Here is a 20,294-nt window from a genome sequence, read left to right on the forward strand (position 1 = left end):
GCTATTTCTTAGAGAGTGGCTGTTTCGGGTGCCCAGTCCTCAGGGACCGCAGCCGAAGCAGGGGCGTTGCTGATGACATCCACGAACGAGCCCGATTCCACGGATTCAGCGATCGAAACCATGCTGTCCAGCACGTGGTAGGCGAGATCGCCCGTGGCCCGGTGTGCGGTGCCGGCACGCAAGGCGCGGGCCATGTCCAGCACACCCAGGCCGCGGCCGTTGGCCGGCCCGGTGGCAGGGATGATCTCCGGTTCTTCCGCGCCCGGACGCCACAGCTTCAACTCGCCGTCGAAGTAGTTCGGGTCCGGCAATGACAGCGTAGCCTCCGAGCCGGTGATCTCCACGAAGCCCATCCGCAGGCGCGGCGATTCGAAGGAGAAGACGCTGTGGCTGGACTGCCCGCCTTCGAACTGCGCCATCGCGGACACATGCGTGGGGACCTCGACGGCGAATTCCTCGCCCGCCTTGGGACCGGAACCGATCACGCGGGTCGCCTTGGCGGAGGAGCCGACGGCGGCCACCTTGCGGATGGAGCCGAAGGTCTGAATCAGGGCCGTGAGGTAGTACGGGCCCATGTCGAACAGCGGCCCGGCACCGTGCTGGAACAAGAACGCGGGGTTCGGGTGCCACGACTCAGGACCGGGGGTCTGGAACGTGGTCATGCCGGTCAGCGGGGTGCCGATGTCACCACGCTCGATGATCCGGCGGGCTGTCTGCAGGCCTGCGCCCAGGAACGTGTCCGGGGCGGTGCCGAGGCGGATGCCGGCGGCATCCGCGGCTTTGAGCAGGCCAAGCCCGGACTCGCGGTCAAGCGAGAAGGGCTTCTCAGTCCAGACGTGCTTGCCCGCGTTGACCGCGGCCGTGGCAACCTCCACGTGCGCTGCCGGGATGGTCAGGTTCACGATGATTTCGACGTCGGGATGGTTCAGTGCCAGCTCAGGCGCACCGAACTCCGGGATGCCGTATTCCTTGGCGCGTGCCTCGGCGGCGTCGACGAAGAGGTCGGCGATCACCAGGACCTTCAGGTCAGGGAAAGTGGTGAGGTTGTCCAGGTACTGCTTGCTGATGTTGCCTGCGCCGATGACAGCGACGCCCACCGGGCCTTTACGGGTGGAAGGAGCGAAGCTCATGCCTTGGCTCCTTCTGCTGCGTTGGCGCTGGTTGCGGCGGTCAGGTAGGCCAGGCTCTCGGTGATGCCTTCGAAGATGTCACCGGAGTAGTCGTCGAATTCCACCACGCCAACCTCCAGGGACTTGGCAGCTGCGATGACATCCAGCACAGGGATGGTTCCCTGGCCAGCGGGCTGCTGAGCCTTGGTATCGGTGTTCCCCGGGCCGTCCTTGATGTGGATGAGCTTCACGCGGTCACCGAGGCGAGCCAGGAGTTCCACAGGATCCACTCCTCCAACGGCCACCCAGTAGGTGTCGACCTCAAGGACGAGTTCCGGATCCAGCAGTCCTTCGAAGTATTCCAAGGCGGTCTTACCCTCGACGGTGGACTCCAGCTCCCATGCATGGTTGTGGTAACCCACACGGATGCCATACTCAGCACCCTTCTTCGCTGCTGCGTTGAGCTTGGCGGCCGTGCCCTGGATGGTTTCGGCGTCCTGCCAGTGCTCCGCGGGAAGGAACGGATCAATGACCGTGGTGATGCCCAGTTCCTTGGCGGCAGCAAAGATCTCGTCCTGGTCCTGGCTCAAGAGGGGCGCGTGGCCGGATGGAGCGGAAAGCCCGTTCTCCTTCAAAGCCGCACCGAGTTCCTTGGCGGTGGCCACGAAGTTGTACGGCTCAACCTGGGTAAAACCGATCTCGGCCACCTTCTTGATGGTTCCAGGCAGGTCCTCCTGGATGGCATTGCGGAGGGTGTACAGCTGGAGTGAGTAAGACATTGGGTTCCTTTTCGGGAGTGGGTTTTTCCGGGATTTCAGGGACTTGGCGCCAGTCTAGTTAGCGCCCGGCGAGGGAGCCACCGATTCCGCCGACGCTGAAGTACTTGTTCAGTGCGGCGAAGACGATGATGGGCGGGAGCATCATGACGACGGCCAGGGCCATGACGGATGTCCAGTCGGTGGCATTCTGCTGGAAGAACGATTGGACGCCCATGGGGAGGGTGAAGATCTCGTTGGAGCGGAGGAACACGATGGCTACCAGGTAGTCGTTCCATGCCAGCAGGAAGGCGAAGATGGCGGTGGAGAGGATGCCTGGCAGTGAGTTTCGGAGCACCACTTTGGTGAACGATCCGAACACTGAGCAGCCATCAATCCAGGACGCTTCTTCGAGGCTGATGGGGATGGAGTCGAAGTAGGCGGCCATCATCCAGGTGGCCACGGTCATGGTGGAGCCGACGTAGATGATGGTGATGCCCAGAAGGTTGTCCACCAGACCCATGCCTGCGAAGAGGATGAACAGTGGGACCACCGAGGTGATGATGGGCAGTGACTGCATGACGAACAGCAGCAGGGAGTAGCCCGAGACTGCTTTGGAGCGGCCGCGGGAAAGGACGTAACCGGCGGGAGCTGCCACGGCCACGGAGACCACCACGGTGGAGAGCGTGGTGACCAAGCTGTTCTGCAGCCAGGTCGCGGCGAGCGTCCCATTGAAGACGTTGGCAAGGTTCTCGAAAGTGAACCCGGTGGCCGTGCTGTTGACACCAGGAGTGAAGGCCAGCACCACGGTGACCATGATGGGGACCAGGACAATCACGGTGATGGCCAGGATCAGGGCGAACCGCCACCAGCGTCCGCGCATGCCGGCTTCGGAGAGAACACGGCGGGTCTTGCCGGTGTCGGTGATGCCGAGGGCGGGGCCGGATTCGGGGTGTGCGTGGAGTACAGCGCTCATTATTCGACGCTCGACTTTCGGATCTGGCGGTACAGGATGACGGAGATGACTACCAGGGTCATGGTCATGAGGAAGGCGATTGCGACGCCGGGGCCGGTGGCAAAGTCCTGGAAGACGGTGCGGTAGGCAAGGACCACCAGGGAGGTGGTGGCACTGACGGGACCGCCGCCAGTGAGCAGGTAGATAGTGGGGAAGTCGTTGACGCAGAAGATCGTCATCAGGATCCAGCTGATGTAGGTGGAACGGGCGATCAGCGGCAGGGTGATCTGCGTGAACTGCTGCCAGGGGCTGGCGCCGTCCATGCTGGCGGCTTCGTAGACCGTGGTGTCCACCGAGGCCAGGGCCGCGGAGATCATCATCATCATGAAGGGGAATGACACCCACACCTTGAACACCATCACCGTGATGGAAGCCAGGGTGGGATCCGCCAGGAACAGCGGGGTGCCCAGGCCGAGGCCACGGAAGATCGAGGGGATCAGGCTGTCAGGGGTTGCCACCAGCCAGTTCCAGGCGGTGGAGGAGACTACGATCGGCACCACCCAGGGCAGGAGCAGCAGGACCTTGAAGGTGTTCCCGGCAGGGATCTTGGTCCTCAGTAACAAGGCGAGTCCCAGGCCCACCAGCCAGGAGCCGAAGACCCCAACAATGGTGAACCAGAGGGTGAATTGTGCGGCTTTCCAGAATGCAGGGGAGGACAGGACGTTTGCGAAGTTCTCGCCGCCCACGAAGTTGCCGGTCTGGAGCAGGTCGCCGTCGTGGGTGGCTTGTACTGCGGCGTGGATCAGAGGGTAGCCGTGGATCAGGACGAGCAGGACCACGGAGGGAATCAGGAGCCAGAAGAAGGTGCGGGTGGTTTGAGCGCTGAGCTTGCTCTTGCGTCTCCCCGGGGAGGCCCCCGAGCCGCCGGGAGCGAGCCCCCGGCGGGCCCGGGACAGGCCTGATGGTGCGGTGGTGGATGTCATGGCAGGTACCGTTCTACTTCTTCAGGACCGATTCGAGGCCGGACTGGAAGGCCTGCAGTGCGCTCTTGGCATCTGCTGCCTGGCCGGTCAGGATCGACTGGCTGAACTGGTTCAGTGCCTGGCCGCCGTCGAGTGCTGCGAGGTTGGCGTTAAGGGTGCTGCCCTGGGAAGCGAAGGTCTTGGCGATGGGCTGCCAGTCCTTGACGATCTTGACGTTGTTGGGGTCATCGGCGAATTCGGGGATCTCGGTGATGGACTTGAAGACCGGCAGCGCGGACATGAGCTTCTGCTTCCACAGTTCCTTGAGCTGGCCCAGGTAGTAGACCAGGAACTCTTCGGACGCTTCCTGCGAGGGGGTGTTCTTGTACATCATGATGTTGTTCGGGAACACGATGGTGGCCTTGTCGCCGTGCGGGCCGGTGATGGGGTCGGCCACCAGCAGGTCCCCGGAGGTATCGCCCACACGCTGGGGAACGTTGACTTGGAACAGGCCGAATCCGGCCTTGCCGTCCTTCCACTGTGCGGACATGTTGTCAGTGGTGTAGCTGACGGCTGCGGGGTCCACGATGCCGTTGGAGACCAGTTCGCGGACGAACTCAATCGCCTCGACGTTGCGGTCGTTGAGCAGGTCCAGCTCGCCGTTCTTGTTCCACACGCCGCCGCCGTTGTTGACCATCATCATGATCATGGAGTGGTTGCCGTAGTTGTTGCCTGAGCCCGCACCGGTAGCGAAGCCGAACGCGCCCACCTTCTTCAGTGCCTTGCCGGCTTCCAGGAGGGACGGCCAGTCGGTGGGGAGTGAGACTCCGGCCTTCTCGAACAGGGACTTGCGGTACCAGAACACGCGCATATCCAGCTGCCACGGCACGGCGACGTAGCCCTTGTCCGACTTGAACGGGTCCAGCACGCCGGGAAGGAAATCGTCGAACTGGCCGTTGGACTTCAGCTTCTCAATGACCTTGTCCGCGTACGCGATCTGGCCCTGCTGCTCAAATTGGAAGGCCTGGAAACCGCCGCCAGTGGATACTGCCGGGCCGGTCTTGGACGCGATGGCAGAGGAGAAGGTTTGGTAGAAGTTGTTCCACTGGATGATCTGGTAGTTGGCCTTGGCGTTGTTGGCACCTGCGAAGCCTTCAGCGATCTTCTTGGCGGAATCGTTGTAGGCCGGCGTTGCCCAGGGCATGTCCCAGAACTTGACGGTCCCACCGGCACCGCCGCCTCCTCCGCCCTGGGTGGCTGAGCCGCCGCCGCAGGCTGCCAGCAGAGGTACTGAAGCTGCCGCGGCGGTCAGGCCGAGGAAACCGCGGCGGGAGACGGAACGGGAGGCTGCAGACTGAACATTCATAGTGATTCCTTTCGGGACGGGCACCGCAGGTTTGCGTGGGCGTGCCGGTCCAGCTCAACTTTGAGTAGGGCAATGCGTACTGAATGGCTGGTAGTGCTGTTTGTTGTAAAGCTCGGTTTAGGAAAGGGCTGTGATGGATTCCGTGAGCGCCGCAAAGCGGTGCAGATCGGAGGAGCTGGAGCCGGCATCGAGGTGTTCCTTGAGCCGGCGCCACGTGGCGCGGTGAGCAGATTCGTAGATCGTGGGAAGAAGAAGCTCGCCTTGAGGTCCGGTGACTTTGACCGTCGCCGGCCACGCAGCCAGCGGTTCGGGCAGCGTGACGCTGACGCCGCCGTCGTCGGTCAGCAGCCGGAAGTCCAGGGCCGCCGGGCGTGCGTTCGACACCACGCCCTGGATGGCAACCGGCGCACCGTTGGCGAGGACCCCTGTGGTGGTGTAGCCGTGAGGTCCGCGGCGGAGGTGACGGAGGTTCGCCAGTGGACCCGCAAGGCGCACGACGGCGGCAAGATGGTCCGCGAACAACTCGCCGGAGTCGGTTCCCACTTGAGCGGTGGCGACCGTGTCGAGGAGAGCCGCGCGGCCCACCATGGAACGGACCGCGTCCTCGGCCCCCGGGACGGCGGGGTTGGACGCCCAGCGCTGATCAAGGACCACTGCTGCACCGGATTGTTGAGCGGCTGCCTGAAGTGAGTCGGTGTTCTCTGCTGCCGGGTTGACCACCACTACGCCGCGGGCTCCGGTAGCGACGGCTTCCGCTGCTCGTACAGTCCAACCGGGCTGTCCGGAGATGACCTGGACGTCGGCTTGGTTGACGCTGGCGGCCGGACCGAAGGACTCGGGGAGGGAGGCGACCGCCAACGCCACGGCGCCGGCCTCCTGGGCCTCCGGAGCGGCGTGGACCGTGTACTGCTGGAACGTGACGGCGGCGCTCATGCGTGGGCTCCTTCGGCAACGGCGTGCTGGCTCTCCACATTGGCCACCGTGGCGTCGGCGATGTCCAGGGCGAAGGTGAGATCGTCAATCAGGGTTTGCGCCGCGGGCGGCTGCTTGCCAGCGGCGAGGGCAGCGAGTTCACGCCACTCTCCTTCGTAGCCGTTGTGCTCGAAAGGGCCGTGGACTGTTGTCCGGCTACCGCGGGTGAAGGTTGCCACGGCGGAGCCAGCCTGGACGTAGGACGGGGTGAAATCGATGCGGAGGGCGGCGTCGTCGGAAAACGCCTCGAAGCTCCACTCCGGCTTCCACGTGTTGTTCATGGCTGCGCGGAGCTCGATGGTCCGGGTGGGGGTGCGGAGTGAGATGACATAGCCGAACGGGCGCACGTGGCGTGCCTCGAGCACCTCCACGTCCTTGAAGTCCGGAGTGAACCTGCGGATCAAAGGGAGGTCGTGGATGGCCAAGCCCATGACGCCGCCGCGAAGTGCGCCCTTGATGACCTCGGCGTCCGTGTAGTCCGGAGCGCCGCCGGCCGGACGCGTGATGATTTCCGTGGCGAAGTCTTCAAAACGTGCGTTGGGCGGAAGGACGATCGAGGAGCGGATGGTGTGGGCCGTCTCCGGGAGGTCATCCCAGTTCTCCGAGGCGGCAAGCCAGCCCGGATCAAAGGTGTGCATGGCGCCCACGATGATGGGCACCCCGGTTTCCGCGCTGACCGCGGAGATCAGTGCTGCTTCTTCGGCGTTCATGGCGAAGGGCTTCTCGCAGAGGACGGCTTTCTTTCCGGCGCGGCAGGCGGCGATGACCTGTTCGGCGTGGAACTGGTGCGGGCTGCAGATGGCAACAATCTCGACGTCGGGATCACCCAAGAGGGCATCGATGCTGGTGCTGTGCGTGGCACCGACGCGGGCTGCAACGGACTCAGCCACGGCGGGGTCCACATCCATGATGTGGCGGACGGTAAGGATGTCGCCCAGTCGGGCGAGGGACGGCAAGTGGATGGCCTGGGTGACCGGGCCGGCGCCGAGGATGCCAACACCCATTGGTTTGGGAAGTGCCTGCTGCGGTGCCTTTGAATGGCTGGACAAGTTCAGTTACCTCTTCGTAAGCGGACTGATGTGCTGCTCATCACAACCTAGGGGGACTTTTGCCGAGCGTCAAGCAAAAGTTGAAATATTGCCGACAAACTTCTGCTGCATGACACGCATAAGCAATCGTGCTTCACTAAAGGCATGACAACCGCCACCACTCACGACGCCGGAAATGCCTCCGTCCAGGAGGCCGGTAATCTCTCGCGTGCTGGCGATCTCTTCCAACTCCTCCGCGACGGCCAAGCCCGCACACGGGCCGAGCTCGCAGTCACCACCGGGCTGGCCCGTTCAACGGTCGCCTCCCGCATCGATGCCCTCATCAATTCCGGACTGGTGGGCCCCGCAGGTGAGGCGAGCTCCAGCGGCGGCAGGCCGCCGTCGCGCTTTGCCTTCAACCCCGCCGCGCGCGTCGTCCTGGCCGTCGACGTCGGAGCAACCCACGTGATTGTTGCCGTCACCGACCTCAGCGGCAGCATCCTCGCGGAGCGACGACTCGCGCAAGAAGTCGCCGACGGCCCTGAGGTTGTCCTGGGCCGCGTCGTCTCCGCAGGCCGTGAACTCCTTGCCGAGGCGGGCCGCGAATTTGGCGACCTCGCCGGCATGGGCATCGGTTTGCCCGGCCCCGTTGAGCACGACACCGGACGGCCCGTGAAGCCGCCCATCATGCCGGGTTGGGACGGATTCGACGTCGTCACTTACGTCCAGCGCTCGCTGCCTGTACCCGTCCTGGTGGACAACGACGTCAACATCATGGCCCTGGGCGAACGAACCGCGTACTGGCCGGACCATGAGAACTTCCTGTTCATCAAGGTTGCCACCGGCATCGGTGCAGGCATCATCAGCAGCGGTGAACTGCAGCGTGGCGCTAACGGCACCGCCGGCGACCTCGGCCACGTCCGGGTTCCCCGCGGCGACGACGTCCTCTGCCGGTGCGGCAACCACGGCTGCCTCGAAGCGCTCGCCTCGGGTCCCGCCGTCGCGCGTCAACTGCAGTCCCAAGGGCTGGAAGCTTCCACCGGTGCTGATGTCCTGCGGCTGGTGGGTGAAGGAAATCTGCAGGCCATTCAGGCGCTGCGGCAGGCGGGACGCGATGTTGGCGATGTGCTGGCAACCGTGGTTAACCTTCTCAACCCCTCCATGATCATCATCGGCGGCAGCGTGGGAGAAGCGGGCGAACACCTTGTGGCCGGCATCCGGGAAGTGGTCTACCGGCGCTCCCTGCCGCTGGCCACCACGCACCTGCGCATCGGCATTTCCATGGCCGGCGACCGCGCCGCCATCCTGGGTGCCAGCCAAATGGTCACCCAGCATGTCCTGTCTCCGGCAGTGATCGAGGCCACGCTTCAGGCTACGGGCTAAGCCTTGTTTGTGACCGGCCGCCCAGCGCCGGCGTGATAGCAATGAAAGTGATGTCTACTTTCTTTGCCAAAATTCCCCGCGGCTGGCTCATCCTCGCATGCATTGGCCTCATCGCCCTCAACATGCGCGGACCCTTTGTGGCCGTGGCCCCCGTGGTGGATTCCCTCCGCCAGGATCTGGGATTCTCGCCGGTGGAACTCGGGCTGCTGACCGGCATTCCCGTCCTCTGCTTCTCCCTCGCGTCCCCCTTGGCCTCGCTGGCCGGACGACGCCTCGGAGCCGAATTCGCCGTGATGCTCACGCTGCTCGGTGTGCTGGCCGGGGTGGTGATCCGCTCCAGTGGCGGCAGTGCCCTGGTCATGACAGGCACGGTGATTATTGGTGTGGCCATCACCATTGGCAACATCGCGGTGCCGCTCATCATCCGGCGGGACTTTGCGCCCAGGCGTCAGGCAACGGCCATGGGTGTGTACACGGCGGCCCTCAACATCGGTTCTTTCCTCACCTCTGTAGCCACTGCACCCTTGGCTGAGCTGGTGGGGTGGAGGCTGGCCCTGGCCGCGAGCGCCTTGTTGTCGTTGGCGGCCATCCTGTTCTGGGTTCCCACCGTTGGGGCGCGGCAGGCCTTTGTTCCGGCAGCTGTTACTGCTCCTCCGGCTTCCGGCGCCGGGCCTGTTGCGGGTGTGGGCTGGCTGACTGTGGGCCTGACACTCGGTTTTGCGGGCCAGGCCTTCTCCTACTACGGCGTCACCGCGTGGCTGCCCAGCTTCCTGTCCGACGAACTCGCCATGGGAACCGCCGAAGCCGGTGCGGGGTCCTCGCTGTTCCAGATCTTCGCGATCGTAGGCGGCTTGGGCGTGCCGCTTCTGGCCCGCTTCGCCAGTACGACGACGGTGGCGGTCACCTTGAGCGCGCTGTGGCTGACGGTTCCCGTGGGCTTGCTGCTGGCGCCTTCGCTGTGGTGGTTGTGGTCCTCGCTGGGCGGCGTCGCCCAAGGTGGTGGCATCACGGTGATCTTCATTGCCATCATCAAGTTCGCGCAATCCCAGGCCGCCGCCGGCAGGATGTCCGCCGTGGTGCAAGGGGTGGGTTACTGCTTCGCTGCGTTGGCGCCCACGGTTATTGGCTACGTGCACAGTGTTACCGAGGGGTGGACCGTCCCGTTGTTCGTGATCCTCGGCTCGGTGCTCGCGTTCTGTATGTGCACCACGTTGTCTGTGCGCTGGGTGGCCCGGCAGGGGTAGTTCCTGGGCCGGTTCGATGGTTCCCTGCTGAACGTGCCGTGCGCACGGCATGGTGTGCAGCGGGGCATCGAAGTGGGCGGGCTGCTGGCGGCTCGGGGGCATGGGGCACAGGGAAAGCCCCGCTGCTGGGCTGCCTCCCCGGCGGTCGGGGTCACTTGTTGCGAAGAGTGCAGGCAGCCCAGCGTCGGGGCTTGTTGTGTGTCGCTACCTCAGGTCATGAGACCTAGGCGGCGACGAGTTCCTCTTCCGTGGCCTCTTCTCGGGCCTCGGTGAGGAAACGGGCGTACGCGGGAATGGTCAGGAAGGTGGGGAATTCCTCAGCCAGGGTGACTTCCTCGAAGATGGCGCGGGCATCAGCGAAGCGGTCTCCATCGAAGCGTTCCAGGCGGGCGAATTCCTCGTCCAGCAGGTCCTCAACCCATTCACGGGTGATGACGTCACCGTTCTCGATGATGGCGTGAGAGTGGATCCACTGCCACAGCTGGGACCGGGAGATCTCGGCGGTGGCGGCGTCTTCCATGAGGTTGTGGATGGCCACAGCCCCGTTGCCCCGCAGCCAGGACTCGATGTAGCGGATGCCCACCTCGATGTTCAGGCGAACCCCGCCCTCGGTGATGGTTCCCTCTGTGCTGGCGATGTCGATCAGCGCACGGTCATCCGGGGTTACATCCTCGCGGGAGCGGTCCAGCTGGTTCGGGCGGTCTCCGAGAACTGAGTCAAAAACTTCCCGGCACACCGGCACCAGATCCGGGTGGGCCACCCACGAACCGTCAAAGCCGTCGTTGGCCTCACGGGTCTTGTCCGCACGAACCTTCTCGAACGAGGCGGTGTTGGCTGCCTCGTCCTTGCGGTTGGGGACAGCTGCAGCCATTCCACCGATTGCCATGGCACCGCGGCGGTGGCATGCCCTGACCAGCTGCTCGGTGTAAGCGCGCATGAACGGCTGGGTCATGGTCACCTGGCCGCGGTCCGGGAGCACGAAACGAGGTCCGCGGGTACGGAAGTTTTTGATCAGCGAGAAAATGTAGTCCCACCGACCGGCGTTCAAACCGCTCGCATGGTCGCGGAGTTCGTACAGGATCTCCTCCATCTCGAAAGCGGCGGTGATGGTCTCGATCAGCACCGTGGCGCGGATGGTGCCCTGCGGGATACCCAACAGGTCCTGGGCCAGGACGAAGATGTCGTTCCACAACCGGGCTTCGAGGTGGTTCTCGATCTTGGGAAGGTAGAAGTACGGTCCCTTACCCTGGGCCAGCAGACGGCGGGCGTTGTGGAAGAAGAACAGCCCGAAGTCCACAATGCCGCCGGCGATCGGCTTGCCGTCAATGAGCATGTGCTTCTCCGGCAGGTGCCAACCACGGGGACGAACCACAATAGTGGGCAGGTCCTCGGCCGACTTGAGCTTGTACTCCTTGCCCTCAGGCGAGGTGAAATCGATGCGCCGCTCCAGAGCATCAGTCAGGTTCAGCTGGCCCTGGATGACGTTCCGCCACGTCGGCGTGGACGAATCCTCCATGTCAGCCAGCCACACCTTCGCCCCCGAGTTCAGGGCGTTGATGGTCATCTTCTTATCCACCGGCCCCGTGATCTCAACACGACGATCCTCCAAACCCGGAGCCGGGGGAGCAACGCGCCAGGACGGATCGTTCCGGATACCCTCAGTTTCCGGGCGGAACCGCGGATCCTGACCCGCGGCGATCTGCCCACGGCGGGCGTGCCGTGCCTGCATCAGCTCCTGACGACGATCCGCCGTAGCCCTGTGCAACTTGCCAATGAACTCAAGGGCGTCAGGCGTGAGGACCTCATTCTGCCGGCAAATGGGCTGCGCGGTGATAGTGATGCCATTGATAGTGAAGTTGTCAGTGAAGCTGTTCATTTCAATCTCTCCTATGAGAAGCAAATGTTCGACGGCGGCACTCGCCTGGTTGGATGGGTCGGGAAGAGAAATCCTCCGCGTGCTATTCCCCGTCCCGACCGCATGACCTCGCAGAGCTCGGCCGGCGTTCGGGACAGGGCCCCTTTTACGCACGCTTCCGGATTCCCCCTCCCGGCCGCAGCGGTGAGTGCCGCCGTCGTGCCTTCCGGTGAGCGAAGCGAACAGCTCACCGTGGGCGTGTTGGTTAGTGGAACTGGCCCTCTTCGGTCGATCCGACCAGTGCGAGGGTGGATGCGTTCGGGTTGAGCGCGGTTGCGATGTCGTCGAAGTAGCCGGTGCCGACTTCGCGCTGGTGCTTGGTGGCGGTGTAGCCGCGGGACTCGGAGGCGAATTCCTTTTCCTGGAGCTCGACGTACGCGCTCATGCCTTCACGGGCGTAGCCGTGGGCGAGATCGAACATGGAGTAGTTCAGGGCGTGGAAGCCGGCCAGGGTGATGAACTGGAACGTGAAGCCCATGGCACCGAGTTCGCGCTGGAACTTGGCGATGGTGGTGTCATCCAGGTGCTTGCGCCAGTTGAAGGACGGGGAGCAGTTGTAGGAGAGCATCTGATCCGGGAAGTCGGCTTTGACCGATTCGGCGAACTTGCGGGCCAGTTCCAGGTCCGGGGTGCCGGTCTCCATCCAGATGAGGTCGGAGTACGGTGCGTAGGCCTTGGCGCGGGCGATGCAGGGTTCGATTCCGTTGCGCACCTTGTAGAAGCCCTCGGCGGTACGCTCGCCGGTGGTGAATTCCTGGTCGCGCTCGTCAACGTCTGAGGTGATCAGGGTTGCTGCTTCGGCGTCGGTCCGGGCGATGACCACCGTGGGGGTGTCGGCGACGTCGGCTGCGAGGCGGGCTGCGTTCAGGGTCCGGATGTGCTGCTGGGTGGGAATGAGGACCTTACCGCCCAGGTGGCCACACTTCTTCTCCGATGCGAGCTGGTCTTCCCAGTGAACGCCCGAGGCGCCGGCGGTGATCATGGATTTCATGAGCTCGTAGGCGTTCAGCGGGCCACCGAAACCGGCTTCGGCGTCGGCAACGATCGGGACCAACCAGTCCTCAACAGTCTTGACGCCCTCGGCATACTCGATCTGGTCTGCGCGGAGCAGGGCGTTGTTGATGCGGCGGACAACCTGGGGTACCGAGTTGGCCGGGTACAGGGACTGGTCCGGGTAGGTCTGGCCCGACAAGTTGGCGTCTGCCGCTACCTGCCAGCCTGAGAGGTAAATGGCGCGGAGGCCGGCCTTGACCTGCTGCACTGCCTGGTTGCCGGTCAGGGCTCCGAGGGCGTTGGTGTAGCCGCCGGTGGGAGCTTCCTCAGTGAGCTGCTTCCAGAGCTTCTCCGAACCGCGGCGGGCCAGGGTGTGCTCTTCGGAGACGCGACCGCGGAGGCGGACGACGTCGGTGGCCGAGTAATCACGGGTGACGCCTTCCCACCGCGGGTTGGCGGACCATTCAAGTTCCAGCGCTGCGGCCTGCTGCTCTGCGGACGGCTCTGCGGGTTCAAATGAAGCGGTCATCTTGATCTCCTATGTGGTGCCCGGGCCGGCCTCCGCTGCGCCTTTGCTGCATCGGCCGGCATACCCGGGGTCTGTATTTCTTTTTCGTAAGTCCTACTTTTCTGCACTTCCAAGAGGGTTACTAGAGGAAAACTATGGAAAGAAATGAACTTCTTCGCGTATTCTCAAGAAATGTCTCCTGTGAGCTGGAATCGCGAAGTCGCGTCGCCGTCGTTGTCCCCTGCGTCCCCTGAACTGGACGTCATCAGCCTTGGCCGCCGTGTGCGGCACCTGCGCAAGCAGGCGGGACTGACGCTGGACGACTTGAGTGCCGCCGTCGGGACCGCACCGAGCCAGCTGAGCCTGATCGAAAACGGCAAGCGCGAACCCAAACTGGGGCTGTTGCAGCAGCTCGCCGCGTCCCTCAACGTGACCATCGATCAACTGCTGGGAGCGGAGCCGCCGAGTCGTCGCGCCGCTCTGGAAATCGAGCTCGAACGGTACCAGCGCGGGCCTCTGTACGAGTCGTTGAACCTGCCTAAAATCCGCATCAGTTCGCGGCTTCCGCTGGATGTGCTGGAGTCGCAAGTGGGGCTGCTTCAGGAGCTCGAACGCAAACTCAACGAGCAGGTGGCGACGCCGGAAGAAGCCCGCCGCGCGAACGGCGAGTTGCGTGCCATGATGCGCGAGCGCGGTAACTATTTCCCGGAGTATGAGGCCGAGGCGCAGAAGGTCCTCAAGGGGGTCGGCTACACCGCTGGCCCGCTCAGCCAGCACGTCATTGCGGACATCGCCGAGAACCTCGGTTTCTCGTTGCATCATGTGGGCGATCTGCCGCACTCCACGCGGTCCGTCACCGATTTGAAGAACCGCAGAATTTATCTGACGCAGAACCAGCGCCAGGATCACGACCCCCGCTCGGTGCTCCTGCAGGCCCTTGGCCACTACGTCCTGGGGCATGAAACTCCGCGGAACTACGGCGATTTCCTGGCGCAGCGCGTTGCCACCAACTATTTTGCAGCGGCGTTGTTGCTGCCGGAGCAGGCCACGGTGGAGTTCCTGCAGAAGGCCAAGGCGGCAAAGGAAATCGCGGTGGAGGACATCCGGGATGCCTTTGCCGTGTCCTACGAAACGGCTGCGCACCGCTTCACTAACCTCGCCACCAAGCACCTGGGCATCACTACTCACTTCCAGAAGACCCACCAGTCCGGCATCATCTACAAGGCGTACGAGAACGACGGCGTGGCCTTCCCGCAGGACCACACCGGGGCCATTGAGGGGCAGCCGTCGTGCAAGGCATGGACCTCGCGCGCAGTGTTTGATGTACCCGATAAGTTCAGCGCGTACAGCCAGTACACGGACACACCCTCAGGCACGTACTGGTGCACGGCCCGGACGGAACGCTCGGCGGCCGGTGAATTTTCACTGAGCATTGGCGTGCCCTACCAGCATGTGAAGTGGTTCCGGGGCCGGGAGACGACGGCGCGTGCCACGTCCAACTGCCCGGATCCCACCTGCTGCAAGCGGCCTCCGGCATCTTTGGCGAACGAGTGGGCCGGCAACGCATGGCCCTCAGCCCGCGCGCACTCGCACCTCCTCGCCGCCATGCCTCCCGGCGCATTCCCCGGCGTGGACGAGACCGAGGTGTACAGCTTCCTGGCGGCCCACTCCGAGCGCTGAGCCTTCGGCGGCGAAGGACATGGTTCCGGGTGCGGAATGTTTGGCCGGGGTGCGGACAAAGGCGCAGTACGGTTGAAACATGGTTGATGTTGCGGGGAGCCGATGGGTCATCACGGGTGCTGCTGGAACGATCGGCTCTGCCCTTCGTGCGGCCCTCTCCGAGCTGCAGGTTGAGTTGGTGTCTACTGATATTCGCCCGGTATCGCCGGTTGGTCCGCGTGATGAAGTCGTGCCGGCGGACCTCAGCGACCTGGTTTCGTTGGTGGAACTGTTCGCGGATGCGGATGGCGTGATCCACCTGGGCGGAATCCCTGATGAGGCGGATTTCCACGACTTGGCAGAGGTGAACATCGTCGGTACCTACCACGTTCTCGAGGCTGCCCGACGAGCTGGTGTTCCCCGTGTGGTCTTTGCCAGCAGCAACCGTCTGACTGGAATGTATTCCGCCGGCGTAAAAGTCTCACCAGAGATGCCGCCCAGGCCGGACGGTTTCTATGGAGTGTCGAAGGTGGCAGGTGAAGCCCTGTGCAGGCTGTACGCTGACAAATTCGGGATGAGCACCATCGCCGTGCGCATAGGCAGCTATGAGCTTCGGCCAGGGTCCGCGCGTGAGCAGCGGACCTGGCTTAGCCCGTCAGACGCGGTCCGGGCATTCCTTGCCGCAATGACCACAACCGAACACATAGCCGTCTTCTACGCGGTTTCCTCGAACACCCACCGGTGGTGGGAGCTAAAGGCTGGACACGACGTCGGGTTCCTCCCCGAAGATGATGCTGCCCAGTGGGGAGCGCAGGAGGACTTTGATCCCAACTTGCCTCAAGGCGGGCTCTACGCGGCCGAGGAGTACTCGACCGGGAAGATGCGCCGGTAGCGGACGTTACTCTGCGGTAAGGGCGGCCGAGCTGCAAGCTGCGTATAGGACTGCCTTCACGCTGGCAGTCAGGACGGAGCGATCCTTGCCTGCTGACCAGCGTGTGCCGTGTGCGTCGCGGTATTCCACGAGTGTCAAGGCCTCACTGTCGGCGCCCGTGGAAAGGGAAGTTTGGTGCAGTGCGAGGACATCGATCGGGATGCCGTGCTCGCCGAGCAGTTGAATGACCGCCTCGACGGGACCGACAGTGTCGTAGCTGCCGCTCCGCTGGACGCCATCGATGCGGACGTTGACGCGTGTAATGGTCGTGTTGTCGTGACTCAGGGATTCAAGGTCGGTGAGCTCAATGACATCGGTTCCCCGCTGCAGATAGTTGTCTTCGAAGAGTTCCAGCAGGGTTGCCGAGTTGATTTCGAGTCCGGTGCTGTCGGCGAGGTCCTGCACACGTCGGGCGAAATCGATCTGCAAGCGGCGGGGCAGCTCCATGCCGTAGTCCGTTTCAAGCAGGTAGGCGATGCCGCCCTTGCCGGACTGGGAGTTGACGCGGATCACAGCGTCATAGCTGCGGCCGATGTCTGCAGGGTCGATCGGCAGGTATGGCACCCGCCACTCAATCTCTCCTTCGGGACGCCCCTCAGCTTTGGCCCGTGCACGGTGCTCGACGAATCCCTTCTTGATCGCGTCCTGGTGGGTGCCGCTAAAAGCGGTGTGCACCAGGTCGCCGACGTAGGGGTGGCGTGGATGGATTTCGAGGCGGTTGCTGTACTCAACGGTGCGGCGGATCTCGTCGATGTCGGAGAAATCGATCATCGGATCGATGCCTTGGGCGTGCAAGTTCAACGCAAGGGTGGCGATATCGACATTGCCGGTGCGCTCTCCATTGCCGAAGATGCAGCCCTCCACTCGTTGGGCGCCGGCGAGAATGGCTAGTTCAGCGCAAGCGATCCCGGTGCCGCGGTCGTTGTGGGGATGTACTGAGAGGATCACGGCGTCCCGGCGGGCGAGGCTCTTGTGCATGTACTCGATCTGATCGGCATAGACGTTCGGTGTCGCGATCTCCACAGTCGCGGGCAAGTTCAGGATCACGGGACGATCGGGGGTCGCCTCCCACAGCTCAGTCATGGCGTCGCAGAGCTCGATGACGTAGTCGGGTTCGGTGAGGTTGAACACCTCGGGTGAGAATTCGAACCGCACGTTCGGCAGCTGCCCGGCGAACTCGAGCACGTCGCGCCCGCCGGTCAGGATCAGCTCCCGCAGTTCGTCACGGTCCTTGCCGAGGACCACATCGCGCCAGGCGGGCGCGGTGGCGGTGTACATATGGATCACCACCTGGTTGCGGATGCCGCGGATCGCAGCGACGGTGCGCTCAATCAGGTCGCGCCGGGCCGGGGTGAACACGACGATCGTCACATCCTCGGGCGCGATGTCAGTATCAGCGATCAGACGCACGAAGTCGTAGTCGGTCCGCGACGCGGACGGGTAACCGACCTCAATCTCCTTGTAGCCCATCTTCACCATCAGCTCGAAGAACCGGCGTTTGCGGTCGGGGTCCATCGGCTCGGACAAGGCCTGGTTGCCGTCACGCAAATCCACGGGTACCCACAACGGCGCCCTATCCAAGCGACGGGAAGGCCAGTTACGGTCGGCGAGCGGAATCTCCACACGGGAATACACATCGCGATAGCGGTGGGAGGGCATTTGTGAGGCTCGCTGACGGTTCCAAGATGGTGCGACGGCGGGCACTGGACCGGCGGGCGTGGAAACGCGGGGGAAGTCATTGGTAGTCATGGCGTGGGAGTCCTTCTTATTGGTTGTAGTCCTAGGACCGGCGCGCGTTTCGACTCCACGTCGGGGAGCCGGTCAGGCTATGCCCCGCCGTGGCGGCGAAGAAGAAGGAGTCCGTAAAGCATGGGTCCACGCTAGCACAACTCCTCAGACAAGTAGAGAAGCCTGGAAATAGGAGATGATGGTTCCATGACACAACTGCGACGCGAGCCGCTCGCCGAACAAGCCGCCGAGGCACTTCTCGAACGCATCCGCGGCGGCGAGTGGGCGCTCGGTCAAAAGCTGCCGGGGGAGACGACGCTCGCTCCGCAGCTCGGCGTCGGCCGGTCCACAATCCGCGAAGCCATTCGGCACCTGGCTGGCCGCGGCGTGCTCGTTACCCGTCAAGGTGCCGGAGTCTTCGTCACGGCGCTCGACGAGCCCGAAGATTGGGACCAGGTCCTTCGCCGCGCGGACATCGCCGCCGTGATAGAGGCGCGTATCGCGATCGAGGTTGAAGCCTCGGCGCTTGCCGCGGAACGGCGCACTCCCGCCGACCTCCGGGCCATGAGGCGTGCGGCCCAGGAGCGGGAACTGAAGCGCTCGGGACTGGAGGAGCACGTTGATGCAGACACGGCCCTTCACCGCAGCATCGTCCTGGCTGCACACAATCCGATCCTTACCGAATTGTTCGACACCTTCACCCCGCGCAGCAGGCAAGCGATGATCGAGATGCTCCGGCGCCGCGGCGAACACGGAAGCGACGCCGATCAACTCACCCACGTGGGCATCCTGGAAGCGATTGCCAGCAGGGACGCGGTGTTGGCGGCCGCGCTGACCCGGGAGCATCTGCTCGCGCTCAAAGCAGAACTGCCCTAGCCCCTGCCGGGAGTGAGCTTCAGCGGATCAGGCGGGCCACCAGCACCGCGGCGGCTTCAACAACTTCGTCGGCCTCGCGCTTGGAGGCGCTCAGGGCCACTTCCTGCCCGGACACCGTCACGATGTCCGTGATCACTGCAACGGTGAGCCGGCCCAGGGTGTCGTCACTGGCGCCGAGGAGCACGGAGTTCTGCCGGACCCACTCGCGTCCGCGTTCCCGCCGCAGGACTTCGAAACCCGGGGGAGTGTCCCCTTCAATGAACACGCGTTCCAGGTCCCGGTGTTTCCACGTGTAGTCGAAGTAGCTGCGGCTTCCCACGTTGAACAGTGCAAGGGGATTCTCTTCACCAGCTTTCCGGGCTCTGGCCACGGCGGCTGCCACGAGCCGTTCGTGTTCATTCTGGTAGTCGTCCCACAGTGCGAGGAAGAGTTCGGTTTTCCCGCCGAAGTGGTGGTAGAGGCTGCCGACGCTGGATCCGGCGCGGGCCACAATGTCTGAGATGCTCGCGTTGGTGAAGCCATGCTGGACGAACACTTCGGTGGCGGCGTCCAGCAGGTTGCGTTGGGTTGCCGCGGTGCGGGTCCATTGCCAGGAGCCTGCGGTGCTGGCAACTTCGGAAGTCTTACGGACCACGCGTGGGCTCCTCCCGCAGGCAGGACGTAGATCGGAGTGTCGAACGGCTATTTTTTGGAATCCTACCCTCCAAAGAATCCACATAGCCAGCAAGAAGCCTTGACTGCTCCTTATGGGACGGGAAATAATTCTGGAAGTCTGTTCTAGAAATGCATGTTGCGGCGTGTATCCGAATGCTGCGATTTTTGACGTCGAGCGCCCCGAAACCCGGGTGCCGTTTTCACCGTCGGGCTGCAACTGGTTGAATCGCTATATAGCGCCAACTGGTCGCAGCCAAACAAGCCAGAGAGGAACGCGGCCTGATGTCCGTTTCAAGCAAGTCGTCCGGGATCACGTCGAACAGGTGGTTCAAACCCGTCGTCGTCACCGCAGGAGCTTTGGTGGTGGCACTGATCCTGGTGCTCGTTGCGCAATGGCTCCGGACCCTTCAGCCCGTGCAGCAGTTCCTGGTGGACTACCCCGGGCACTCGGCAATTCCTGAAGGCACTCCCACCGGCTTCCCGGCGTGGCTAGGCTGGCAGCACTTCCTCAACATGTTCTTCATCGTCCTGATCATCCGTTCGGGCTGGCAGGTGCGCACCACCACCCGCCCGGCGGCCAACTGGACCCGGAACAACAAGGGCTTCATCAAGACCAAGAACCCGCCCACCAAGATCAGCCTGGACCTCTGGTTCCACCTGACGCTGGACGCGCTCTGGGTCCTCAACGGCATCATCTTCATTGTGCTCCTTTTCGCCACCGGCCAATGGTTGCGGATCGTCCCCACCAACTGGGACGCTTTCCCCAACGCCGTCTCGGCAGGACTGCAATACGCCTCGCTGAACTGGCCCGTTGAAAACGGCTGGAACAACTACAACAGCCTCCAGCTCCTGACCTACTTCATCACGGTGTTCATCGCGGCCCCGCTGGCCATCATCACCGGCATCCGGATGTCCGGGGCATGGCCCAAAAAGGCTGCGATCAACAAGTTCTACCCGATCGAGTTGGCCCGCAAGATCCACTTCCCGGTGATGATCTACTTCGTGGCCTTCGTGATTGTTCACGTCACCCTGGTGCTGGCTACGGGCGCCCTGAGGAACCTCAACCACATGTACGCGGCCAATGACGACAACAACAGCTGGTGGGGCTTCGGCATCTTCGCAGCCTCCATTGTCTTCACGGCGGCGGCTTGGTTCCTGGCCCGGCCCCTGTTCCTGCGCCCCATCGCCTCGCTGATGGGCAAGGTCTCGCGCTAACCCTCACGCAAAGAAAGACAGCCGCCCCGGAAGTGTTTCCG

General features: G+C 63.5%; 17 protein-coding genes. 6 read left to right on the forward strand and 11 right to left on the reverse strand.

Going from position 1 to position 20,294, the window contains the following annotated elements:
* Positions 1 to 8: 8 nt before the first annotated feature.
* From CQ020_RS16105 to CQ020_RS16135, 7 genes are all read right to left on the reverse strand, one after another.
* Complete coding sequence (locus CQ020_RS16105) at positions 9 to 1,130, reverse strand: Gfo/Idh/MocA family protein (protein ID WP_105692764.1); 1,122 nt, start codon at positions 1,128 to 1,130, stop codon at positions 9 to 11.
* Complete coding sequence (locus tag CQ020_RS16110) at positions 1,127 to 1,888, reverse strand: sugar phosphate isomerase/epimerase (RefSeq protein ID WP_105692765.1); 762 nt, start codon at positions 1,886 to 1,888, stop codon at positions 1,127 to 1,129. The genes CQ020_RS16105 and CQ020_RS16110 overlap by 4 nt, the downstream gene beginning before the upstream one ends.
* A 58-nt stretch (positions 1,889 to 1,946) precedes the next feature.
* On the reverse strand, positions 1,947 to 2,840 hold the full coding sequence (locus CQ020_RS16115; RefSeq protein ID WP_062070049.1) for a carbohydrate ABC transporter permease: 894 nt from the start codon (positions 2,838 to 2,840) through the stop codon (positions 1,947 to 1,949).
* A complete protein-coding gene (locus tag CQ020_RS16120) occupies positions 2,840 to 3,802 on the reverse strand; it encodes a carbohydrate ABC transporter permease (RefSeq protein ID WP_062070051.1) in 963 nt (320 codons plus the stop codon). Before CQ020_RS16120 ends, CQ020_RS16115 begins: the two co-directional genes overlap by 1 nt.
* A 13-nt stretch (positions 3,803 to 3,815) precedes the next feature.
* Positions 3,816 to 5,147, reverse strand: coding sequence for an ABC transporter substrate-binding protein (locus tag CQ020_RS16125; protein ID WP_105692766.1), 1,332 nt, complete (start codon positions 5,145 to 5,147; stop codon positions 3,816 to 3,818).
* A 117-nt stretch (positions 5,148 to 5,264) separates the two neighbouring features.
* Positions 5,265 to 6,080: a hypothetical protein gene (locus CQ020_RS16130; RefSeq protein WP_105692767.1), complete on the reverse strand. Its 816-nt coding sequence runs from the start codon at positions 6,078 to 6,080 to the stop codon at positions 5,265 to 5,267.
* The gene (locus CQ020_RS16135) at positions 6,077 to 7,123 is read right to left on the reverse strand and encodes a Gfo/Idh/MocA family protein (RefSeq protein ID WP_105692768.1); all 1,047 of its coding nucleotides are present in this window, start codon (positions 7,121 to 7,123) and stop codon (positions 6,077 to 6,079) included. The genes CQ020_RS16130 and CQ020_RS16135 overlap by 4 nt, the downstream gene beginning before the upstream one ends.
* Positions 7,124 to 7,312: 189 nt before the next feature.
* Between CQ020_RS16135 and CQ020_RS16140 the strand changes: the two genes are divergently transcribed.
* On the forward strand, positions 7,313 to 8,530 hold the full coding sequence (locus tag CQ020_RS16140; protein WP_105692769.1) for an ROK family transcriptional regulator: 1,218 nt from the start codon (positions 7,313 to 7,315) through the stop codon (positions 8,528 to 8,530).
* 50 nt (positions 8,531 to 8,580) lie between these two features.
* Positions 8,581 to 9,774, forward strand: coding sequence for a CynX/NimT family MFS transporter (locus tag CQ020_RS16145; protein ID WP_105692770.1), 1,194 nt, complete (start codon positions 8,581 to 8,583; stop codon positions 9,772 to 9,774).
* 223 nt (positions 9,775 to 9,997) lie between these two features.
* Here CQ020_RS16145 and aceB read toward each other — a convergent pair whose 3' ends face one another.
* Positions 9,998 to 11,650: a malate synthase A gene (aceB, locus tag CQ020_RS16150; RefSeq protein WP_105692771.1), complete on the reverse strand. Its 1,653-nt coding sequence runs from the start codon at positions 11,648 to 11,650 to the stop codon at positions 9,998 to 10,000.
* A gap of 244 nt (positions 11,651 to 11,894) precedes the next feature.
* Complete coding sequence (aceA, locus tag CQ020_RS16155; protein WP_105692772.1) at positions 11,895 to 13,211, reverse strand: isocitrate lyase; 1,317 nt, start codon at positions 13,209 to 13,211, stop codon at positions 11,895 to 11,897.
* Between the two features lie 144 nt (positions 13,212 to 13,355).
* Here aceA and CQ020_RS16160 point away from each other — a divergent pair, with 144 nt between their 5' ends.
* Together CQ020_RS16160 and CQ020_RS16165 are read left to right on the forward strand one after the other, a co-directional pair.
* Entirely contained in the window at positions 13,356 to 14,870 is a 1,515-nt protein-coding gene (locus tag CQ020_RS16160; RefSeq protein WP_105692773.1) for an XRE family transcriptional regulator, read from the forward strand.
* Between the two features lie 79 nt (positions 14,871 to 14,949).
* On the forward strand, positions 14,950 to 15,741 hold the full coding sequence (locus tag CQ020_RS16165; RefSeq protein ID WP_105692774.1) for an NAD(P)-dependent oxidoreductase: 792 nt from the start codon (positions 14,950 to 14,952) through the stop codon (positions 15,739 to 15,741).
* A gap of 6 nt (positions 15,742 to 15,747) precedes the next feature.
* Here the strand turns inward: CQ020_RS16165 and CQ020_RS16170 are convergent, their stop codons facing one another.
* Positions 15,748 to 17,439, reverse strand: coding sequence for a 2-isopropylmalate synthase (locus CQ020_RS16170; protein ID WP_374955201.1), 1,692 nt, complete (start codon positions 17,437 to 17,439; stop codon positions 15,748 to 15,750).
* A gap of 276 nt (positions 17,440 to 17,715) precedes the next feature.
* On the opposite strand from CQ020_RS16170, the gene CQ020_RS16175 reads away from it, so the two are divergent.
* Entirely contained in the window at positions 17,716 to 18,384 is a 669-nt protein-coding gene (locus tag CQ020_RS16175) for a FadR/GntR family transcriptional regulator (protein WP_105692776.1), read from the forward strand.
* Between the two features lie 19 nt (positions 18,385 to 18,403).
* On the opposite strand, the gene CQ020_RS16180 is transcribed toward CQ020_RS16175, so the two are convergent.
* Positions 18,404 to 19,018, reverse strand: coding sequence for a TetR/AcrR family transcriptional regulator (locus CQ020_RS16180; RefSeq protein WP_105692777.1), 615 nt, complete (start codon positions 19,016 to 19,018; stop codon positions 18,404 to 18,406).
* A 302-nt stretch (positions 19,019 to 19,320) separates the two neighbouring features.
* Between CQ020_RS16180 and CQ020_RS16185 the strand changes: the two genes are divergently transcribed.
* Positions 19,321 to 20,253, forward strand: a complete 933-nt coding sequence (locus CQ020_RS16185) for a cytochrome b/b6 domain-containing protein (protein WP_105692778.1) — start codon at positions 19,321 to 19,323, stop codon at positions 20,251 to 20,253.
* The last annotated feature ends 41 nt before the right edge of the window (positions 20,254 to 20,294 follow it).

The sequence above is a fragment of the Arthrobacter sp. MYb23 genome (genome assembly GCF_002979775.1).
Taxonomy (GTDB): Bacteria; Actinomycetota; Actinomycetes; order Actinomycetales; family Micrococcaceae; genus Arthrobacter.